Origin of the sequence: Aeromicrobium sp., from assembly GCF_036676885.1 — a bacterium.
GTDB lineage: Bacteria > Actinomycetota > Actinomycetes > Propionibacteriales > Nocardioidaceae > Aeromicrobium.
Map to the genome: position 1 here is coordinate 1 of NZ_JAKFCB010000327.1, position 13978 is coordinate 13978.

Annotated in this window: 14 protein-coding genes; 6 read left to right on the forward strand and 8 right to left on the reverse strand. The window is 68.7% G+C overall.

Annotated elements, in window-relative coordinates; translation table 11 throughout:
• Positions 1-198: asparaginase (locus V6M46_RS19625; protein WP_442880535.1), on the reverse strand; the 198-nt coding region annotated here is incomplete at its 3' end.
• Between the two features lie 260 nt (positions 199-458).
• Between V6M46_RS19625 and V6M46_RS15155 the strand changes: the two genes are divergently transcribed.
• The 3 genes from V6M46_RS15155 to V6M46_RS15165 all read left to right on the forward strand — a co-directional run bounded on the left by V6M46_RS15155 (position 459) and on the right by V6M46_RS15165 (position 4451).
• Positions 459-1676 carry an endonuclease/exonuclease/phosphatase family protein gene (locus tag V6M46_RS15155; RefSeq protein ID WP_332666601.1) on the forward strand — a complete coding sequence of 406 codons (1218 nt, stop codon included), beginning with the start codon at positions 459-461 and terminating at the stop codon, positions 1674-1676.
• A 219-nt stretch (positions 1677-1895) separates the two neighbouring features.
• Entirely contained in the window at positions 1896-3317 is a 1422-nt protein-coding gene (locus tag V6M46_RS15160; protein ID WP_332666603.1) for an endonuclease/exonuclease/phosphatase family protein, read from the forward strand.
• A gap of 45 nt (positions 3318-3362) precedes the next feature.
• Positions 3363-4451 (forward strand): mannose-1-phosphate guanylyltransferase, encoded by a 1089-nt coding sequence (locus V6M46_RS15165; protein ID WP_332666604.1) that lies wholly within the window; start codon positions 3363-3365, stop codon positions 4449-4451.
• On the opposite strand, the gene manA is transcribed toward V6M46_RS15165, so the two are convergent.
• From manA to V6M46_RS15185, 4 genes are all read right to left on the reverse strand, one after another.
• A complete protein-coding gene (gene manA / locus V6M46_RS15170) occupies positions 4411-5655 on the reverse strand; it encodes a mannose-6-phosphate isomerase, class I (protein ID WP_332666606.1) in 1245 nt (414 codons plus the stop codon). The two genes, V6M46_RS15165 and manA, sit on opposite strands and share 41 nt — an antisense overlap.
• Positions 5655-7523 (reverse strand): DEAD/DEAH box helicase, encoded by a 1869-nt coding sequence (locus tag V6M46_RS15175; protein ID WP_332666608.1) that lies wholly within the window; start codon positions 7521-7523, stop codon positions 5655-5657. The genes manA and V6M46_RS15175 overlap by 1 nt, the downstream gene beginning before the upstream one ends.
• A 160-nt stretch (positions 7524-7683) precedes the next feature.
• Complete coding sequence (locus V6M46_RS15180; RefSeq protein WP_332666610.1) at positions 7684-9138, reverse strand: sugar transferase; 1455 nt, start codon at positions 9136-9138, stop codon at positions 7684-7686.
• Positions 9139-9191: 53 nt separating this feature from the next.
• Positions 9192-9452, reverse strand: a complete 261-nt coding sequence (locus tag V6M46_RS15185; protein ID WP_332666611.1) for a hypothetical protein — start codon at positions 9450-9452, stop codon at positions 9192-9194.
• Positions 9453-9652: 200 nt separating this feature from the next.
• Between V6M46_RS15185 and V6M46_RS15190 the strand changes: the two genes are divergently transcribed.
• Positions 9653-11023 (forward strand): polysaccharide biosynthesis tyrosine autokinase, encoded by a 1371-nt coding sequence (locus V6M46_RS15190; protein WP_332666613.1) that lies wholly within the window; start codon positions 9653-9655, stop codon positions 11021-11023.
• A 37-nt stretch (positions 11024-11060) separates the two neighbouring features.
• On the opposite strand, the gene V6M46_RS15195 is transcribed toward V6M46_RS15190, so the two are convergent.
• Genes V6M46_RS15195 through V6M46_RS15205 form a run of 3 tightly spaced genes read right to left on the reverse strand, consistent with a single transcriptional unit; the run spans position 11061 to position 13022 of the window.
• Positions 11061-11603, reverse strand: coding sequence for an arsenate reductase/protein-tyrosine-phosphatase family protein (locus tag V6M46_RS15195; RefSeq protein ID WP_332666615.1), 543 nt, complete (start codon positions 11601-11603; stop codon positions 11061-11063).
• Positions 11603-12535: a CAF17-like 4Fe-4S cluster assembly/insertion protein YgfZ gene (ygfZ, locus tag V6M46_RS15200; protein ID WP_332666617.1), complete on the reverse strand. Its 933-nt coding sequence runs from the start codon at positions 12533-12535 to the stop codon at positions 11603-11605. Before ygfZ ends, V6M46_RS15195 begins: the two co-directional genes overlap by 1 nt.
• Positions 12528-13022, reverse strand: a complete 495-nt coding sequence (locus V6M46_RS15205) for an FABP family protein (protein ID WP_332666618.1) — start codon at positions 13020-13022, stop codon at positions 12528-12530. Before V6M46_RS15205 ends, ygfZ begins: the two co-directional genes overlap by 8 nt.
• Positions 13023-13147: 125 nt before the next feature.
• Here V6M46_RS15205 and dtd point away from each other — a divergent pair, with 125 nt between their 5' ends.
• Both dtd and V6M46_RS15215 read left to right on the forward strand, forming a co-directional pair.
• Positions 13148-13570, forward strand: coding sequence for a D-aminoacyl-tRNA deacylase (gene dtd, locus V6M46_RS15210; protein ID WP_332666620.1), 423 nt, complete (start codon positions 13148-13150; stop codon positions 13568-13570).
• A gap of 69 nt (positions 13571-13639) precedes the next feature.
• The coding region (locus tag V6M46_RS15215; RefSeq protein WP_332666621.1) for a hypothetical protein at positions 13640-13978 on the forward strand (339 nt) is incomplete at its 3' end.

Consider the following 13978-nt stretch of genomic DNA (forward strand, 5'->3'; position numbering starts at 1 on the left):
CTGGATCGGCTTGTTGGCCGACCGGGGGAAGATCACGGTGCCCGGATCGCCGATCGACCAGGTCACGTCGCCGGCCGGATCGACCCCGACGGCGACACCTCGATGGCGACTTTCGACGAGCCCTGAACGTACGACCTCCGCGAGTACTTCCACGTCGGCCACTCTAGGAGACGACCTGCGGGTCGGCCTAGGAAGCACGGTCTCGAGGCGCCCGGGCGTCGTCGTTGCGGCTGCGGCGCGCAGAGCCGCGAAATGCCGTTCGTCCCGAATTCTCGGGAGTTTTCCCCTATTCTCTGAGGACTACTGGTCGGCTCGACCGAGCCGCTTCCCCACCAGCGAGGTTGAATCATGCTCGTTCGTCACGGACCGCAGTCCCGTCCGCGCACGCCCCACGATCGCCAGGCGCTGATCTCATGATCGCCGGACGTGGTGGGATGCCGCGGCTTACCATTCGAGACATGCGTACTGCTCTCGGGGGCCTCGCGGCCGTACTCCTTGTCATCCTCGCAGGCCTGCAGCCTGCCCAGGCAGCCACGACGCCGCCGAAGGTCGGCCTCGTGTCGTTCATCGCGGCGTCCTACTCGACCAAGACCGGGACGGCCGGCCTCACGGTCGACTGGCCCGACACGCGGTACGCCAAGTCGTACCAGGTCTACATCTCCCGCAGCTACACGATGTCCAACGCCAAGCGCTACGGGGCGACCTCGAGCGCCAAGACGTTCACCGGCCTGGTGCGCGGCGTCCCCTACTTCGTCCAGGTCCGGGCGCTCAACGGCAGCGCGGTCGGCCAGAAGTCGTCGCGGGTGGGCCACCCCACGATCCTGTGGGTCCCGCCCGGCACCGGACCGACCTACCGCGTCATGACGTACAACATGTGCTCGCAGAAGTGCTCCAACTGGAGCGGCCGCCAGCCGGCAGCCCTGGGACGCATCAGGGCGTACGCCCCGGACGTGATCGCCGCCCAGGAGGCCATCTACCTCGCAATGCCGGCAGAGCTCGGCTACGCCGAAGCGGCTGAGAAGAGCTCGAAGCGACTGCTCTACAAGACCTCGCGCCTCAGCAGCGTGGCGCCGACGTCGACCGTGCCCGCCAAGCCGGGCAAGAGCTCCCAGGGGTGCGACCTGTCATGGCCGCAGGTCACCAAGGGCTATGTGTTCCTCGGCTACCACGGCGGCGGCTGCCGCTACGCCGTGTGGGCCGTGCTGGCCGACAAGGAGACCAAGGACCGGACGCTCTTCGTCGACGTGCACACCGTCGCCGGCGACAACGAGACCGCCGCGGACCAGCGAACGGCCGAGATCACGACCCTCACCCGGGAGATTGCCGCGATCAACGCCCAGGCCAAGCTGCCCGTCGTCTATGCCGGCGACTTCAACTCCCACAAGAACCGTGCGAACGACGACCTGGCCCTCGTGCTCCGCAAGCAGGGCTACTACGACGCGTACGACCTGGCCTCGAAGCTGCGACTGCAGCACAACAACAGCTACAACGGGTTCGACGTCGTGCCGCGGATCAGCTACAAGTGGGGCGACCACGTCGACCACGTGTGGATCAGGCCCAGCGAGGGCCGCATCCTGTCGTGGGCCAACGGCGCCTACGTCTCGAACAGCCGGATGGTGACACCCATCCCGTCAGACCACAGCCCCATCGTCACGGACGTACGGCTCAACCGCTGATCCACGGGAGTCCGCGCGGCAATCGTTGGCAACCCCGTAGAATTCAGCCACCCGATCACCCCGTATGTCCTGGAGCCTCCCGTCGTCACCCGAAGAAAGATCGCCCCACGTCGGCGTGCTGACACGCCCGGGCGGTCCCGCCGCACCGCGCGCGTCGCCGGCCGACGCAGGAGCAGCGATCGCCGCCGCCTCCTGATCGGCGTCGTCGGCGCGCTGGTCGTGGGTGGGCTGGCCACGGGCCTCGCGGTGACCTATGCGACACCCGACACGCTCGATGCACCCACCAAGCTCTCGGCGACTCCCCTGTCGCCCACGAGCGTCAAGCTCGCCTGGCACGGCCCGGACGACGCCGACTCGTACGTCGTCAAGGTCGGTGCCGACCGCGCGTTGACCGCGGCGAAGACCACGAAAGTCCCGGCCAAGGGCACGAGCGTGACGCTGGCCGACCTCGGCGCCACGACCCCGGGAGTCGACCAGTTCTATCGCGTCGACGCGGTTCGCGACGGCAAGATCAGGTCCTCTCGCACCGCCCGGTTCACCCTGATGCCCGGTGCCGTCGGCGGGCTGAAGATCAGGCAGACCACGGCCGATGGCGTACACGCGGTGTGGAAGAAGGTCCCGAACGCCCGCCAGTTCGACGTCACCGTCGCCCGCGACAAGGCATTCACCAAGGCCCCGAGCACCGTGCGCACGGTCGGCGGTGCGCACTCGTTCGTCACCCGAGGCCTGTCTGCGGCAACCGTCTACTGGATCCGCGTCCGTCCGGTCAACGGCGACCAGGCCGGGGAGTTCAGCACGCCGGTCAGGTTCCGCACCATGGTGCGCGAGTCGTCGTTCAAGGTCGGCACGTGGAACGTCTGCTCCGAGAAGTGCTCGGGCTATGTCGGGCGGGCCCGCATCGGCGCCGCGTTCCTCAACGAGAACAAGATCGACATGTTCGGCCTGCAGGAGGCCGGCGGGCAACGCGTCGGGCGCACGACCAACGCGATCTGGAGCGGCGGCTCGCAGAAGTTCGTCCGCGCGGACGGCGGGGGCGAGGCCGGCTACATCTTCTACCGGCGCAAGCTGTTCACCCAGCTCAGCGGTGGCCTGTTCCCGATCGGCGACGACCGGCACACGGTCTGGGCCAAGTTCCGGGTCAAGGAGACCGGCCGGGTCTTCTACTTCATCGACATCCATCTCGACAACGGCAAGAGCAACGACTCCAGGCGAGCCCGCGAGATGAACGTCGTGCTGTCGCGCATGGCGCAGATCAATGACAAGGGCCTGCCGATGATCTACGTCGGCGACTTCAACTCCGGCCGGCACCGCAACCCCGACTCGCCGGGCGCCTTGATGCGTGGCGCGGGACTGCAGGACTCCGTCACCCTGGCCAAGTCCCCGATCAACGCGCAGTTCAACACGAGCTACCCCGACGGCGGGACACTGCGATCGGGAGCGCACGTCGACCACATCTTCGTGTCCAAGCACTTCACCGTGCTGGAGTGGAAGCAGCTCGTGCGCCTCTCCGGCAGCAGCTATGCCCAGCCGGCGGTCTCGGACCACAATGCCCTCAGTGCGGTCGTGGCCCTCGACGCCAAGGCCAAGTCGATCGGCGAGCCCACCGCCACGACAACCGTGGGCGGCCTCAGCACGCCGTAGGTGATCTCCGCAAGAACCTGGTGGCGCACGCCCTAGGATGACGTGGTGCCTGAACACTCCGACGTGAGTCTTGCCAGCTTCCATGCCGTGATCCCCGCGGGCGGCGCGGGCACCCGGCTCTGGCCCCTCTCACGCGCGTCCCGTCCCAAGTTCCTTCTCGACCTCGACGGCTCCGGCCGCTCCCTGATCCAGCAGACGTGGGACCGGCTGGTCGACCTGATACCGCCCGAGCGCATCCACGTCGTGACGGGCTCCGCTCACGCCGACGCGATCCGCGCCCAGCTCCCGGAGCTCACGAACCTGCTGGTCGAGCCGTCACCACGCGACTCGATGCCGGCGATCGGTCTCGCCGCCGCCGTCATCGGCGCGACCGATTCCGACGCGATCATCGGCTCGTTCGCGGCCGACCACGTCATCGACGACCAGGTGTCGTTCGCCGAGGCCATCGGCCAGGCGGTCGCCGTGGCCGCGAGCGGCCTGATCACGACGATCGGCATCACCCCCGCCGGTCCGTCGACGGCATTCGGCTACATCGAGTCCGGCGACCACCTGACGGTCGACGGTGCCGGCTCGGCCCGCGCCGTGACGAGGTTCGTCGAGAAGCCCGACGCGCCGACCGCGGCCAGGTACGTCGCGAGCGGCGTGCACAGCTGGAACGGCGGCATGTTCGTGACCCGCACGGACGTCCTGCTCGGTCACCTCGCCCGGCTGCAGCCCGGGCTCCACGACGGGCTCGTCACGATCGCGAAGGCCTGGAGCACCGATCAGCGCCAGCAGGTGCTCGACGAGGTGTGGCCGACGCTGACCAAGATCGCGATCGACCACGCGGTCGCCGAGCCGGTCTCGCTCGAGGGCGGCATGGCGGTCGTGCCCGGGGCGTTCGACTGGAACGACGTGGGCGACTACGCAGCTCTCCAGGACGTCGGCGGCATCTCGTCGTCAGACACCGTGTGGATCGATGCCGACGGCCTGGCGATCGCCGACGACGGCACCACGATCGCCGTGGTCGGGCTGCGCGACGTCGTCGTCGTACGTACGTCCGACGCGCTCCTCGTCACGACCCGCGAGCACGCCCAGCAGGTCAAGGACGTCGTCAGCGTTCTGAAGGACCGCGGCCGCGCCGACGTCGTCTGAGCTCGCGCTCGCTGTAGGGCGGGACCAGGTCGATCAGCTCGCCGGCCACCGTCTCCGGTGTCGGCATGTAGGCCTGCGCGACCTCACCCGTGCCGACCACATGGATGTCGCCATCGTCGGGTCCGGCGTAGACCGAGTCGCCGCGACTGAGCTTGAGCCGGTCGCCGGTCGCGTTGACCAGCTCGACCTCGCCGCCCGTGCACACCACGATGCGCTGCCCCGCCGTCGGCAGCAGCGTGCCAGCGGGCTCGGCGCGCGAGCACTGGCTCACCGCGAGAGCGAACTCGCGGACGTCCGGACTGAAGACATCGGTCGAGAAGCCGAACGGCTCCGGGGTCACCCGGGCCAGCCGTGACATGCCGCGGTCGAGGCACTTGATGAGGCCCTCGGGATTGAGCGGCTTGCTCGTGAGGCCGGCACGCAGCACGTTGTCGGAGGCCGCCATGACCTCGAGGCACATGCCGCGCAGGTGCGCGTGGATGATGCCGGTGCCCAGGAACGCCGCCTCACCGGGCTGCAGCGTCAACCGGTTGAGCGTCAGGGAGATCACGACGCCGACGTCGTCCGGGTAGTGGTCGGCGATCTCCGCCGCCGTGACATAGGCACGCTTGACGTCGATGCCCTGGTCGACGAGCTCGCGGCAGCACACGACGATCTGCTCGATCTCGGCCGCCGAGATCTCCTCAGTCAGCAGCCGCCCGATGAGGCGCACGATGCCGCGGAAGCCGGGTTGAGCGTGCAGGTCCTCCGCAAGGCTCTGCGCGAGCGGGGTGTCGATGCCGTTCAGCACCCGCAGGATCTCCGCCGTCGGCCGGAAGCCGACGAGCGTGTCGAACGTCGTCAGGGCGTACGCCATCTCGGGCTTGTGGTGCGGATCCTTGTAGGTCCGGTGCGGTGCGTCGAGCGGCACGCCCGCGGCCTCCTCGGCGTCGAAGCCGGCGCGGGCCATCGCCTCGTTGGGATGCACCTGGAGGGACAGCGGCCGGTCGGCGGCCAGGATCTTGAACATGAACGGCAGCTCGCCCGCGACCTCGGCCAGCGACATCGTGCCGTCGGGTCCCTCGACCGTCGACGATCCGAGCGGGTGGGTCCCCATCCAGATCTCGGCGAGCGGGACCTCGCCCGGCTCGCCGCCGACGAACTGCGGGATGTCGGTCATCGAGCCCCAGTCGTACGCCCTCGAGGCGTTGTCGAGTCTGTGCATCACTTGTGCCTTGGCTTGCGTGTGGCGGGGGCAGCGGTGCCCGTGGACTTCTCGTAGGGCTTCTTCTTGCTCGTGGGGGCACCTCCCGCGCGCTTCGCGCGCGGGGGATTGTCGGCGGCCTTGGACGGGTAGGGGCGATTCTCGTGGCTCTTCTTGCCGCCGGGGCCCTTGGCGTAACCCTTGCGGTCCTCTCGCGTGCGCCGGATCGGCGGGCCGGAGTCGGGCTGCAGGTCGATGAGCTTGCCCGAGATGCGGGTGTTGGCGAGGGCCTCGAACACCGCGTCCGGCAGGTCGGCGGGAAGCTCGACGAGCGAGTGGTCCTGGCCGATCGTGATCTTGCCGAAGTCGGAGCGCTTGAGGCTGCCCTCGTTGGCCAGGGCGCCGACGATTGCGGACGGGCCGATCTTGTGGCGCTTGCCGACCGCGACGCGATAGACCGCCGCGCCCTCGGCGGGCAACCGGTCGGAGCGGTCGAATCCGGCGGGCTTCTTGCGCGGCTCGTAGTCCTCGCGCGGCGCGCGAACCGTCTTGGGCGGGTCGGGCCGCAGGAAGAACTCCTTGTCCGACTGGCTCATGACCGCCAGCGCAGCAGCGACGTCCGTCATCGAGACGTCGTTCTCGCTGGCGTACTCCTCGACGAGGGTGCGGAACGCGTGGAACGACGGCGAGCCCATGCTCGACGTGATGGCCTGCGCGAAACGCCCGGCGCGGCGCTCGTTGACCTCTTCGGCCGTCGGGACGGACATCTCCTCGACCGGGCGGCCCGAGACCTTCTCGATGGCAGACAGCATCCGCCGCTCACGCGGGGTGACGAAGAGGATCGCCTCGCCGGTGCGGCCGGCGCGGCCGGTGCGGCCGATGCGGTGGACGTACGCCTCGGTGTCGTGCGGGATGTCGTAGTTGACGACGTGCGTGATGCGGTCGACGTCGAGGCCACGTGCTGCCACGTCGGTCGCGACGATCAGGTCGATCGCACCGGACTTGAGCTGGGCCACGGTGCGCTCGCGCTGGGCCTGGACCAGGTCGCCGTTGAGTGCCGCGGCGGAGTAGCCCCGGCTGCGCAGCTTGTCGGCGAGCTCCTCGGTCGCGGACTTCGTGCGCACGAACACCAGCATGCCGTCGCCGGTCTCGACCTCGAGCAGTCTCGTCAGCGCGTCGACCTTGTGGTGGTGCGAGACCTGGATCCAGCGCTGACGGACCGTCGCGGTCGACGTCGTGGCCTTGGGCGTCGCGATGTCGACCGGGTCGTGCAGGTACTTCTTGGCGAGCGACCGGATCTGTCGCGGCATCGTCGCTGAGAACAGCGCGACCTGCTTGTACTCCGGCGTGTCCGCGAGGATGCGCTCGACGTCCTCGGCGAAGCCCATGTTGAGCATCTCGTCGGCCTCGTCGAGCACGAGGTACTCCAGCGACGTCAGGTCGAGGCTGCCGCGCTCGAGGTGGTCGATGACGCGTCCGGGCGTGCCGACGACGATGTGCGCGCCCTTCTGCAGGCCGGAGAGCTGGAAGCCGTAGCCCTGGCCGCCGTAGACCGGGAGCACGCGAATGCCCGGGATGTTGACCGCGTATGCCGTGATGGCCTCACAGACCTGCAGCGCGAGCTCACGCGTCGGCGCCAGCACGATCGCCTGCGTCTTGGAGTTGGCCGGATCGATCTTCTGCAGGATCGGCAGCGCGAACGCCGCGGTCTTGCCTGTGCCGGTCTGGGCCAGGCCGACGACGTCCTTGCCCTCGAGCAGGGTCGGGATGGCGCGCGCCTGGATCGGCGTCGGGGTCTCGTAGCCGAGCGACGCGAGCCGCTCCACGAGAGTGTCGACGAGCCCCAGATCTGCGAAGGTCGGGGAATCGACAGGTGTTTCGGTGGTCATGGAGGCTCCTGGGTTGATGGCGCGGGACCGGATCGGTCAAGTCCCGTGCAACCCGCCGGCAGCCACATGCATGCCAAGGTCGTCTGAGAACGTACGCGCCCACACCAACGGTATCGGTCGACGGCACGTTCGGAGAAACTCAACGGAGGTGTGATGCGACTCAGTAGGCGCCGGCGGATGAGACGACGGCCCGGAACGTCTTCCAGAGGATCAGCATGTCGCCGACCAGCGACCAGTTCTCGACGTAGTAGAGGTCGAGCCGCATCGTCTCCTCCCAGTCGAGGTCCGACCGCCCGGAGATCTGCCACGGACCAGTCATACCGGGACGTACGAGCAGGCGACGACGGGCCTCGGCGGCGTAGCCCGACACCTCTGACACCAACGGGGGCCGCGGGCCGACCAGGCTCATGTCGCCCTTGACGACGTTGAGCAGCTGCGGCAGCTCGTCGAAGGAGTAGCGGCGCAGGAATCGGCCCACTCGGGTCACCCGCGGATCGTCGCGCATCTTGAACATCACGACGTTGCTGGTGTCGGGCTGGAGCTCGGCCAGCATCGCGTCGGCGCCCTCGACCATGCTGCGGAACTTGATCATGCCGAACGTCTTGCCGTCACGGCCGACCCGCTCCTGCACGAAGAAGACGCCCCCCGGGCTGGTCAGCTTGACCGCGAACGCGAGAGCAACGAGCGCCGGCGAGAAGAGCAGGAGCAGGAGCAGTCCCCCCACTCGGTCGAGCAGGTCCTTGGCCCAGCGCTGCGCGCCACGATAGGACGGCTGCTCGACGTGCAGGAGGGGAAGGCCGGCGACCGGGCGGATGTGGACCCGGGGGCCCGCGATGTTGGCCAGCGACGGGGCCACGATGATCTCGATGTCATAACCCTCGAGGTCCCAGCCCAGGCGGCGCACCATCTCGGGGTGCATCGCGTCGGACGAGGTGATGATGACGGCGTTGGTGTTCGCCTTGATGACCGTGGTGGTGAGGTCGTCGACACCGCCGAGAACCGGTACGCCCACCACCTGCATCGGCGGATCCTGGCTCGTGATGCATGCACCGGTGAGGCGGTAGCCGAACACAGCATTGCGACCGATGACCTCGGCAAGGTGTTCCACCGACTCGATGCTGCCCACGACGATGGCGTCATGGATCATCTGTCCATGCTGGCGACGCACCAGAAGCCACTGTCGCCAGGACCAGCGACTCAGGGCCAGCAGTACGAGACCGAACGGGAGGAGAACCACGACGTACGTCCGCGGCACCTGCACCTTGACCATGTAGCCGACGAACGCGATGACGGCGAAGACGACCAGGGTCGAGTTGAGCACGCGCTTGTACTCCTCCGGGCCACCCCCGAAGACTCGGAGGTCGCGGGTCCCCGCAAAGGTCAGCACCGCATGCCACAGCACGAGGATGACGACGGTTGCGGCCACCGGTCCCCAGCCGTAGGGGCGCAGTCCCTGATCATCCGGCAGGTTCGACGCCCACACCCCGTGCGCGATTGCGAACACCCACGCGAGGACGACGAAGTCCGACACGACGAGGATTCGCCCGTACTGGCGCTCCCAACCACTGCCCCGGTGGTCGACATCACTGCCCCGGTGGTCGACCGAAGTCTCCACGTCCACTCCCGGTCCCCCTGGTCCACGTACGGCCGGGGGATCGACGCGCAGGCTCACGCGCTGGACGGCAGCCGCAACATCCGCCGGCCGATGGCGGCCAGCAACATGAGCGATCCGATCAGCGAGGCCGTCAGGATGACGCTCCCTGCCCCGAGCACAACCCCACGGTAGCGGCCATCATCATCGGCCAGTAACGGCAGCACCCCGGAGTGTCCCGACTGCAGGAGGAGGAACAGCGCCGGAACGAGGGCGACGAAGCCCGTGGCAGCAAACGCGAAGAGCACGCGTCGGGTGCTGATCGGCGTGTAGTCCATGGTGTCTCGGCCTCGGGAGGTTCGGGGAACAGAATGGGGGCGGGCTGTCACTAGGAAAACGATTCTGCATGCAACGAGTTACGTCCGCGGCCGAAACAGGCGACATGTGCGTGAACCCACAGCACCGGATGAGCCGCCACTTGGCGACTGGGTGTCGTAATCTTCCCCTGAACGTCCCGAGCCCGAACGAGGAGTGACCGGTGAGTCAACGCCATGTCGTCAAGCCGCTCATCCGACGATGGCCGACCCTCCTCCTCATGACGCTGGTCGGGATCGGCCTCGCGGTGCTCTACCTGAATCTCGCCACGCCGCGATATTCGGCACATACCGACGTCCTGATCGCCCCGCCTGCCGCCAAGAGCACGGACGCGGTCGCCGAGCGGACGGTCGCGTCCTACGCTCACGTGCTCGGCGGCCGCAGCATCGCCGGCCGGGTCGCCGAGGACCTCGGGCTGTCCGAAAGCACGAGTTCGATCGACCAGCAGCTGTCCGCGCGAGTCCTGGATGACACTTCCGTGCTGCGGGTGACGGCGGACAGCACCCAGCGTCAGCAGGCCATGGACATGAGCCAGTCCGCCGCCGAAGCATTCGTGAGCTGGCTCGGAGCCCAGGACACTGACCTGTCGCCTTCCGTGGTCGACACGGCGACTGCGTCCGCCGATCCTTCGAGTCCGGCACGAGTCGCGTGGATCGTCGCCGGTGGCCTGCTGGGCCTGCTGGCCGGCGTCGCCGTCGCCGCGACCCGCAACGCGTCCGACCGCAGCATCCACAGCCCGGCCGAGCTCGAGGCGGCATCGGGAGCACCCGTGCTGGGCGCGATCGCGTATGACCGCGCGGCCGTGCAGACTCCGCTCATCACGTCCCTCGGCACGCACCACCCGAGGTTCGAGGCCGTACGCATTCTGCGCACCAACCTGCAGTTCCTCGACATCGACCGCGACAACAAGGTCATCACGATCACCAGCTCATTGGCCGGCGAGGGCAAGTCGACGACGGCATGCAACCTGGCGATCGCGCTGGCGCAGGCGGGCTCCCAGGTCGCGCTCGTCGAGGGCGACCTTCGACGCCCGCGTGTCAGCGAGTATCTCGGCCTCGAGAAGGCCGTCGGGCTCACCACGGTCCTAGTGGGTCGCGTCTCGCTCGATGCAGCCATCCAGCAGTCGGCCACCCCCGGACTCGACGTGCTGGCGAGCGGAGCGCTGCCGCCGAACCCGTCAGAGATCCTGCAGACCAACGCCATGAGTTCGCTCGTGTCCGAGCTGCGCCACCGCTACGACGTCGTGCTGATCGATGCGCCGCCGCTGCTGCCGGTCACGGACGCATCGTTGCTCGCCTCGATCTCGGATGGTGCGATCCTCGTCGTTCGCCACGGCCAGACCGGACTCGACGAGGTGCGGACTGCCACCGCCCGGTTGAGCTCGGTCGGCGCGAGGCTGCTCGGAACCGTGCTCAGCATGTCGCCGGCCAAGGAGCTGTCACGCTATGGCTATGGCTACGGGTACGGCTACGGGCCCGAGTACTTCGCCGGGGCGACCGAAGGCACGTCCCGCAAGCGCGCCGGCAAGCGGTAGCACCGGCAAGGGACCACCTGACGGCCGAGCCTGGTCGTCAGCGTGCGCCGACGAGTGCGTTGAGCCGGTTGCTGATGACCCCGACCGCCTCGTCGATCTGGTCGGCAGTCGCTCGGTGGACCTCAGGGCTGCGGCGGTAGGGGTCGCCGATGTCGATCTCGGCAGGGGCGCGGCTGCGATGATGTGAGGCCTCGACGACGAGGTCACGCGGCTCGTTGCCCTCGACGATCCCACCCAGAGCCGCGAACTCGAGCAGGGTGAACGTACGGCGAAGGGCGCCGGGGTTCCTGGCGAGCACCTCCGAGCGGTGGGCACGTGTCGCTGTCAGGATGAGGTCAGCGGAATCGACCAGATAGGCGTCGATGGCGTGCGACTGGAACCCTTCGGCCGAGTGCCCGAGACGCAGGAGCTCCATCGCCGCCATACTGTCCATCGGCTGTCGGTCCCAGCCGCGGACACCGGCACTCGCGACCTCGAACTCGCCTGCGTCAAGCCGAGCACGCAGCAGTGCCTCCATGATCGGCGACCGGCAGATGTTGGCCGTGCACACGGCCAGGATCGCAAAGCGGTGAGCGGACATCAGCGGAGGACCGGACGTACGTGGAGCCCCGCTTCGGGGTCGACGAGCACCTCCTGGTTGGCTGCGACACCATCGGCGAGCAGCGTCGCTGCGGGATCGACGTTGCGCTTGATCACCGCGAGCGCAATCGGACCGAGCTCGTGGTGACGTGCGGACGAGCCGACGAACCCGACGCGTACGCCATCGAGGGTGACGTCCGAGCCGTGGGCCGGGAGGTGGTCGACGGAACCGTCGAGGAGGAGCCGGACCAGGCGGCGCGGCGGCCGGCCCAGCGTGTGCACGCGCGCGACGGTCTCCTGGCCCCGGTAGCAACCCTTGTCGAGGTGCACCGCGACGCCGAGCAGCCCGACCTCGTTGGGGATGGTCTTGTCGTCGGTGTCGAGGCCGATGCGCACGAGGCCGGCCTCGATGCGCTCGGCCTCCCAGGCCCAGAGCCCTACGGGGTCGCCCAGCTCGTCAGGCAGGTCCATGAGCGATGCGCGCGGTCTGATCTCCCACCGCAGCCCGGGCAGACCGATCACCGCCCAGTCGTCCGTGGCGAGCGCGACCTCCACCCGCAGCATGAAACGCATGCGGTCGAGGAACTCCACCAGCGCCGCACCTGCGCCGGGCTCGGTGTGCGCCCAGAAGGTCTCGCCGTCGTCGACGCCGGAGAAGCCGTGCTCGATCCGACCCTGGGGCGACAGCAGCAGGACCTCGGTCGGGACGCCCGGCGCGAGGTTCTCGAGGAACTGCGTCGTGAGCGAGTGGAGCCAGCTGAGGCGGTCGGGGCCCGTGATCGTGACGACGTCACGGTGCGACAGGTCGACGAACGTGTGACCCTCGGCGAGGCGGCGCTGCTCGGCCGAGATCGCGCCGTAGTGGGCAGCGACGGCGTGATCCGGCGAGTCGCCGCCGACGGCGCCGTGCAGGGCCAGCAGCGGGCTAGACACGGGCGAGCCTCCCCCACAGGTGCGACTGCATCTCCTGGCCCTCGGCCGCCATGTCGTACGCGTACATCAGATCGCCTTCGACGAGCCCGTACATGCGCTGGCCGGCGGTGTACTCCTTGGCGGTCGACGTGCGCGCGACGATGTCCGTCGCGAGGGTGACCCGGGGGCCGTCGACCTGGCCGTACCAGACCTCGGCGTAGCCCGTGGGGTGCGCGAGGACCAGCTCGAGCTTGCCGTCGCCCTTGGGCCGCAGGAAGCCCGTCTCGAGCGCTCCGGGGCGTACGCGCTGGCCCTTGTCGTCGGTGATCCACGTCCGGCTGAAGTAGTGGAGGAACGGCCGGGTGTCGTGCGCGAACACGACGTCCTGCTCGAACGTGAACGGGTCGATCGTCGGGTAGTCGCCGTGCCCGTCGCCGTGCCAGTTGCCCAGCAGCCACACGACCGGCATCAGGTCAGGGTGGAGGTCGGACGGGATCTCGAACGGCATGCCTCCAGTCTACGGGCGGGGCACACTGCGGTTGTGCGACGACCGACGACAACGCGGCCGGGCGGGATGCGGCGGCGCGCGAGCCTCGGGCGACGGGGTCGGAGGGCCCATCTACGCTGACCTGCATGAGAGCGGTGGTTCAGAGGGTCACGCAGGCGCGGGTCGAGGTGACCGGCGAGACCGTGGGAGAGATCGGCACCGGCCTGGTGGTCCTGCTCGGCGTCACGCACGACGACACCAAGGACCTCGCCGACCGCCTGGCCGCCAAGATCTGGAACCTGCGCATCATGCGTGAGGAGAGGTCCGCCGCGGAGCTCGGCGCCGGGATCCTCGTCGTCAGCCAGTTCACGCTCTACGGCGACGCCCGCAAGGGCCGGCGCCCCACCTGGACGGCTGCGGCGCCGGGACCCGTCGCAGAGCCGCTGTACGACCATTTCTGCGACAGCCTGCGCTCTCTTGGTGCGACCGTCGCCGAGGGCGTGTTCGGCGCCGACATGGAGATCTCCCTCACGAACGACGGCCCGACGACGCTCGTCCTGGAGCTCTAGGCCGGGACCGACTTGGACACCTTGGTGGCACCCGGCAGAATGGACGGGATTCCCTGAGGACGGAGCACGATGGCAGGCAGGCTCGGCAACTACCGCGACGCCGGCAAGAGGCGAGCGGACGGCGACAAGTTTCGCCGACGTCACCGCAAGACCTTCCTGACCCTCGTGACCCTCGCCGTCGTCTTCAGCATCGGCATCAGCGCCACCGCCGCGTACGCCTACATGCTCAACAACAAGCTCGGCGGCATCGACAAGGTCGAGCCCAAGCTCAAGGAGAAGGACCGTCCCGACCCCGACAAGGGCAAGGCGCTCAACATCCTGCTGATCGGCTCCGACAAGGGCAAGAAGATCGAGGGCGAGGCCCAGGACACCTCGATCGCCGAGGACGCCAAGGCCGACAAGTGGCCG

Bases quoted from the DNA above. Each gene is read 5' to 3' on its own strand.
- V6M46_RS15155 (WP_332666601.1), top strand. From the start codon at position 459: ATGCGTACTGCTCTCGGGGGCCTCGCGGCCGTACTCCTTGTCATCCTC.
- manA (WP_332666606.1), bottom strand. From the start codon at position 5,655: ATGCACAGACTCGACAACGCCTCGAGGGCGTACGACTGGGGCTCGATG.
- V6M46_RS15175 (WP_332666608.1), bottom strand. From the start codon at position 7,523: ATGACCACCGAAACACCTGTCGATTCCCCGACCTTCGCAGATCTGGGG.
- V6M46_RS15185 (WP_332666611.1), bottom strand. From the start codon at position 9,452: ATGGACTACACGCCGATCAGCACCCGACGCGTGCTCTTCGCGTTTGCT.
- V6M46_RS15195 (WP_332666615.1), bottom strand. From the start codon at position 11,603: ATGTCCGCTCACCGCTTTGCGATCCTGGCCGTGTGCACGGCCAACATC.
- V6M46_RS15205 (WP_332666618.1), bottom strand. From the start codon at position 13,022: ATGCCGTTCGAGATCCCGTCCGACCTCCACCCTGACCTGATGCCGGTC.
- dtd (WP_332666620.1), top strand. From the start codon at position 13,148: ATGAGAGCGGTGGTTCAGAGGGTCACGCAGGCGCGGGTCGAGGTGACC.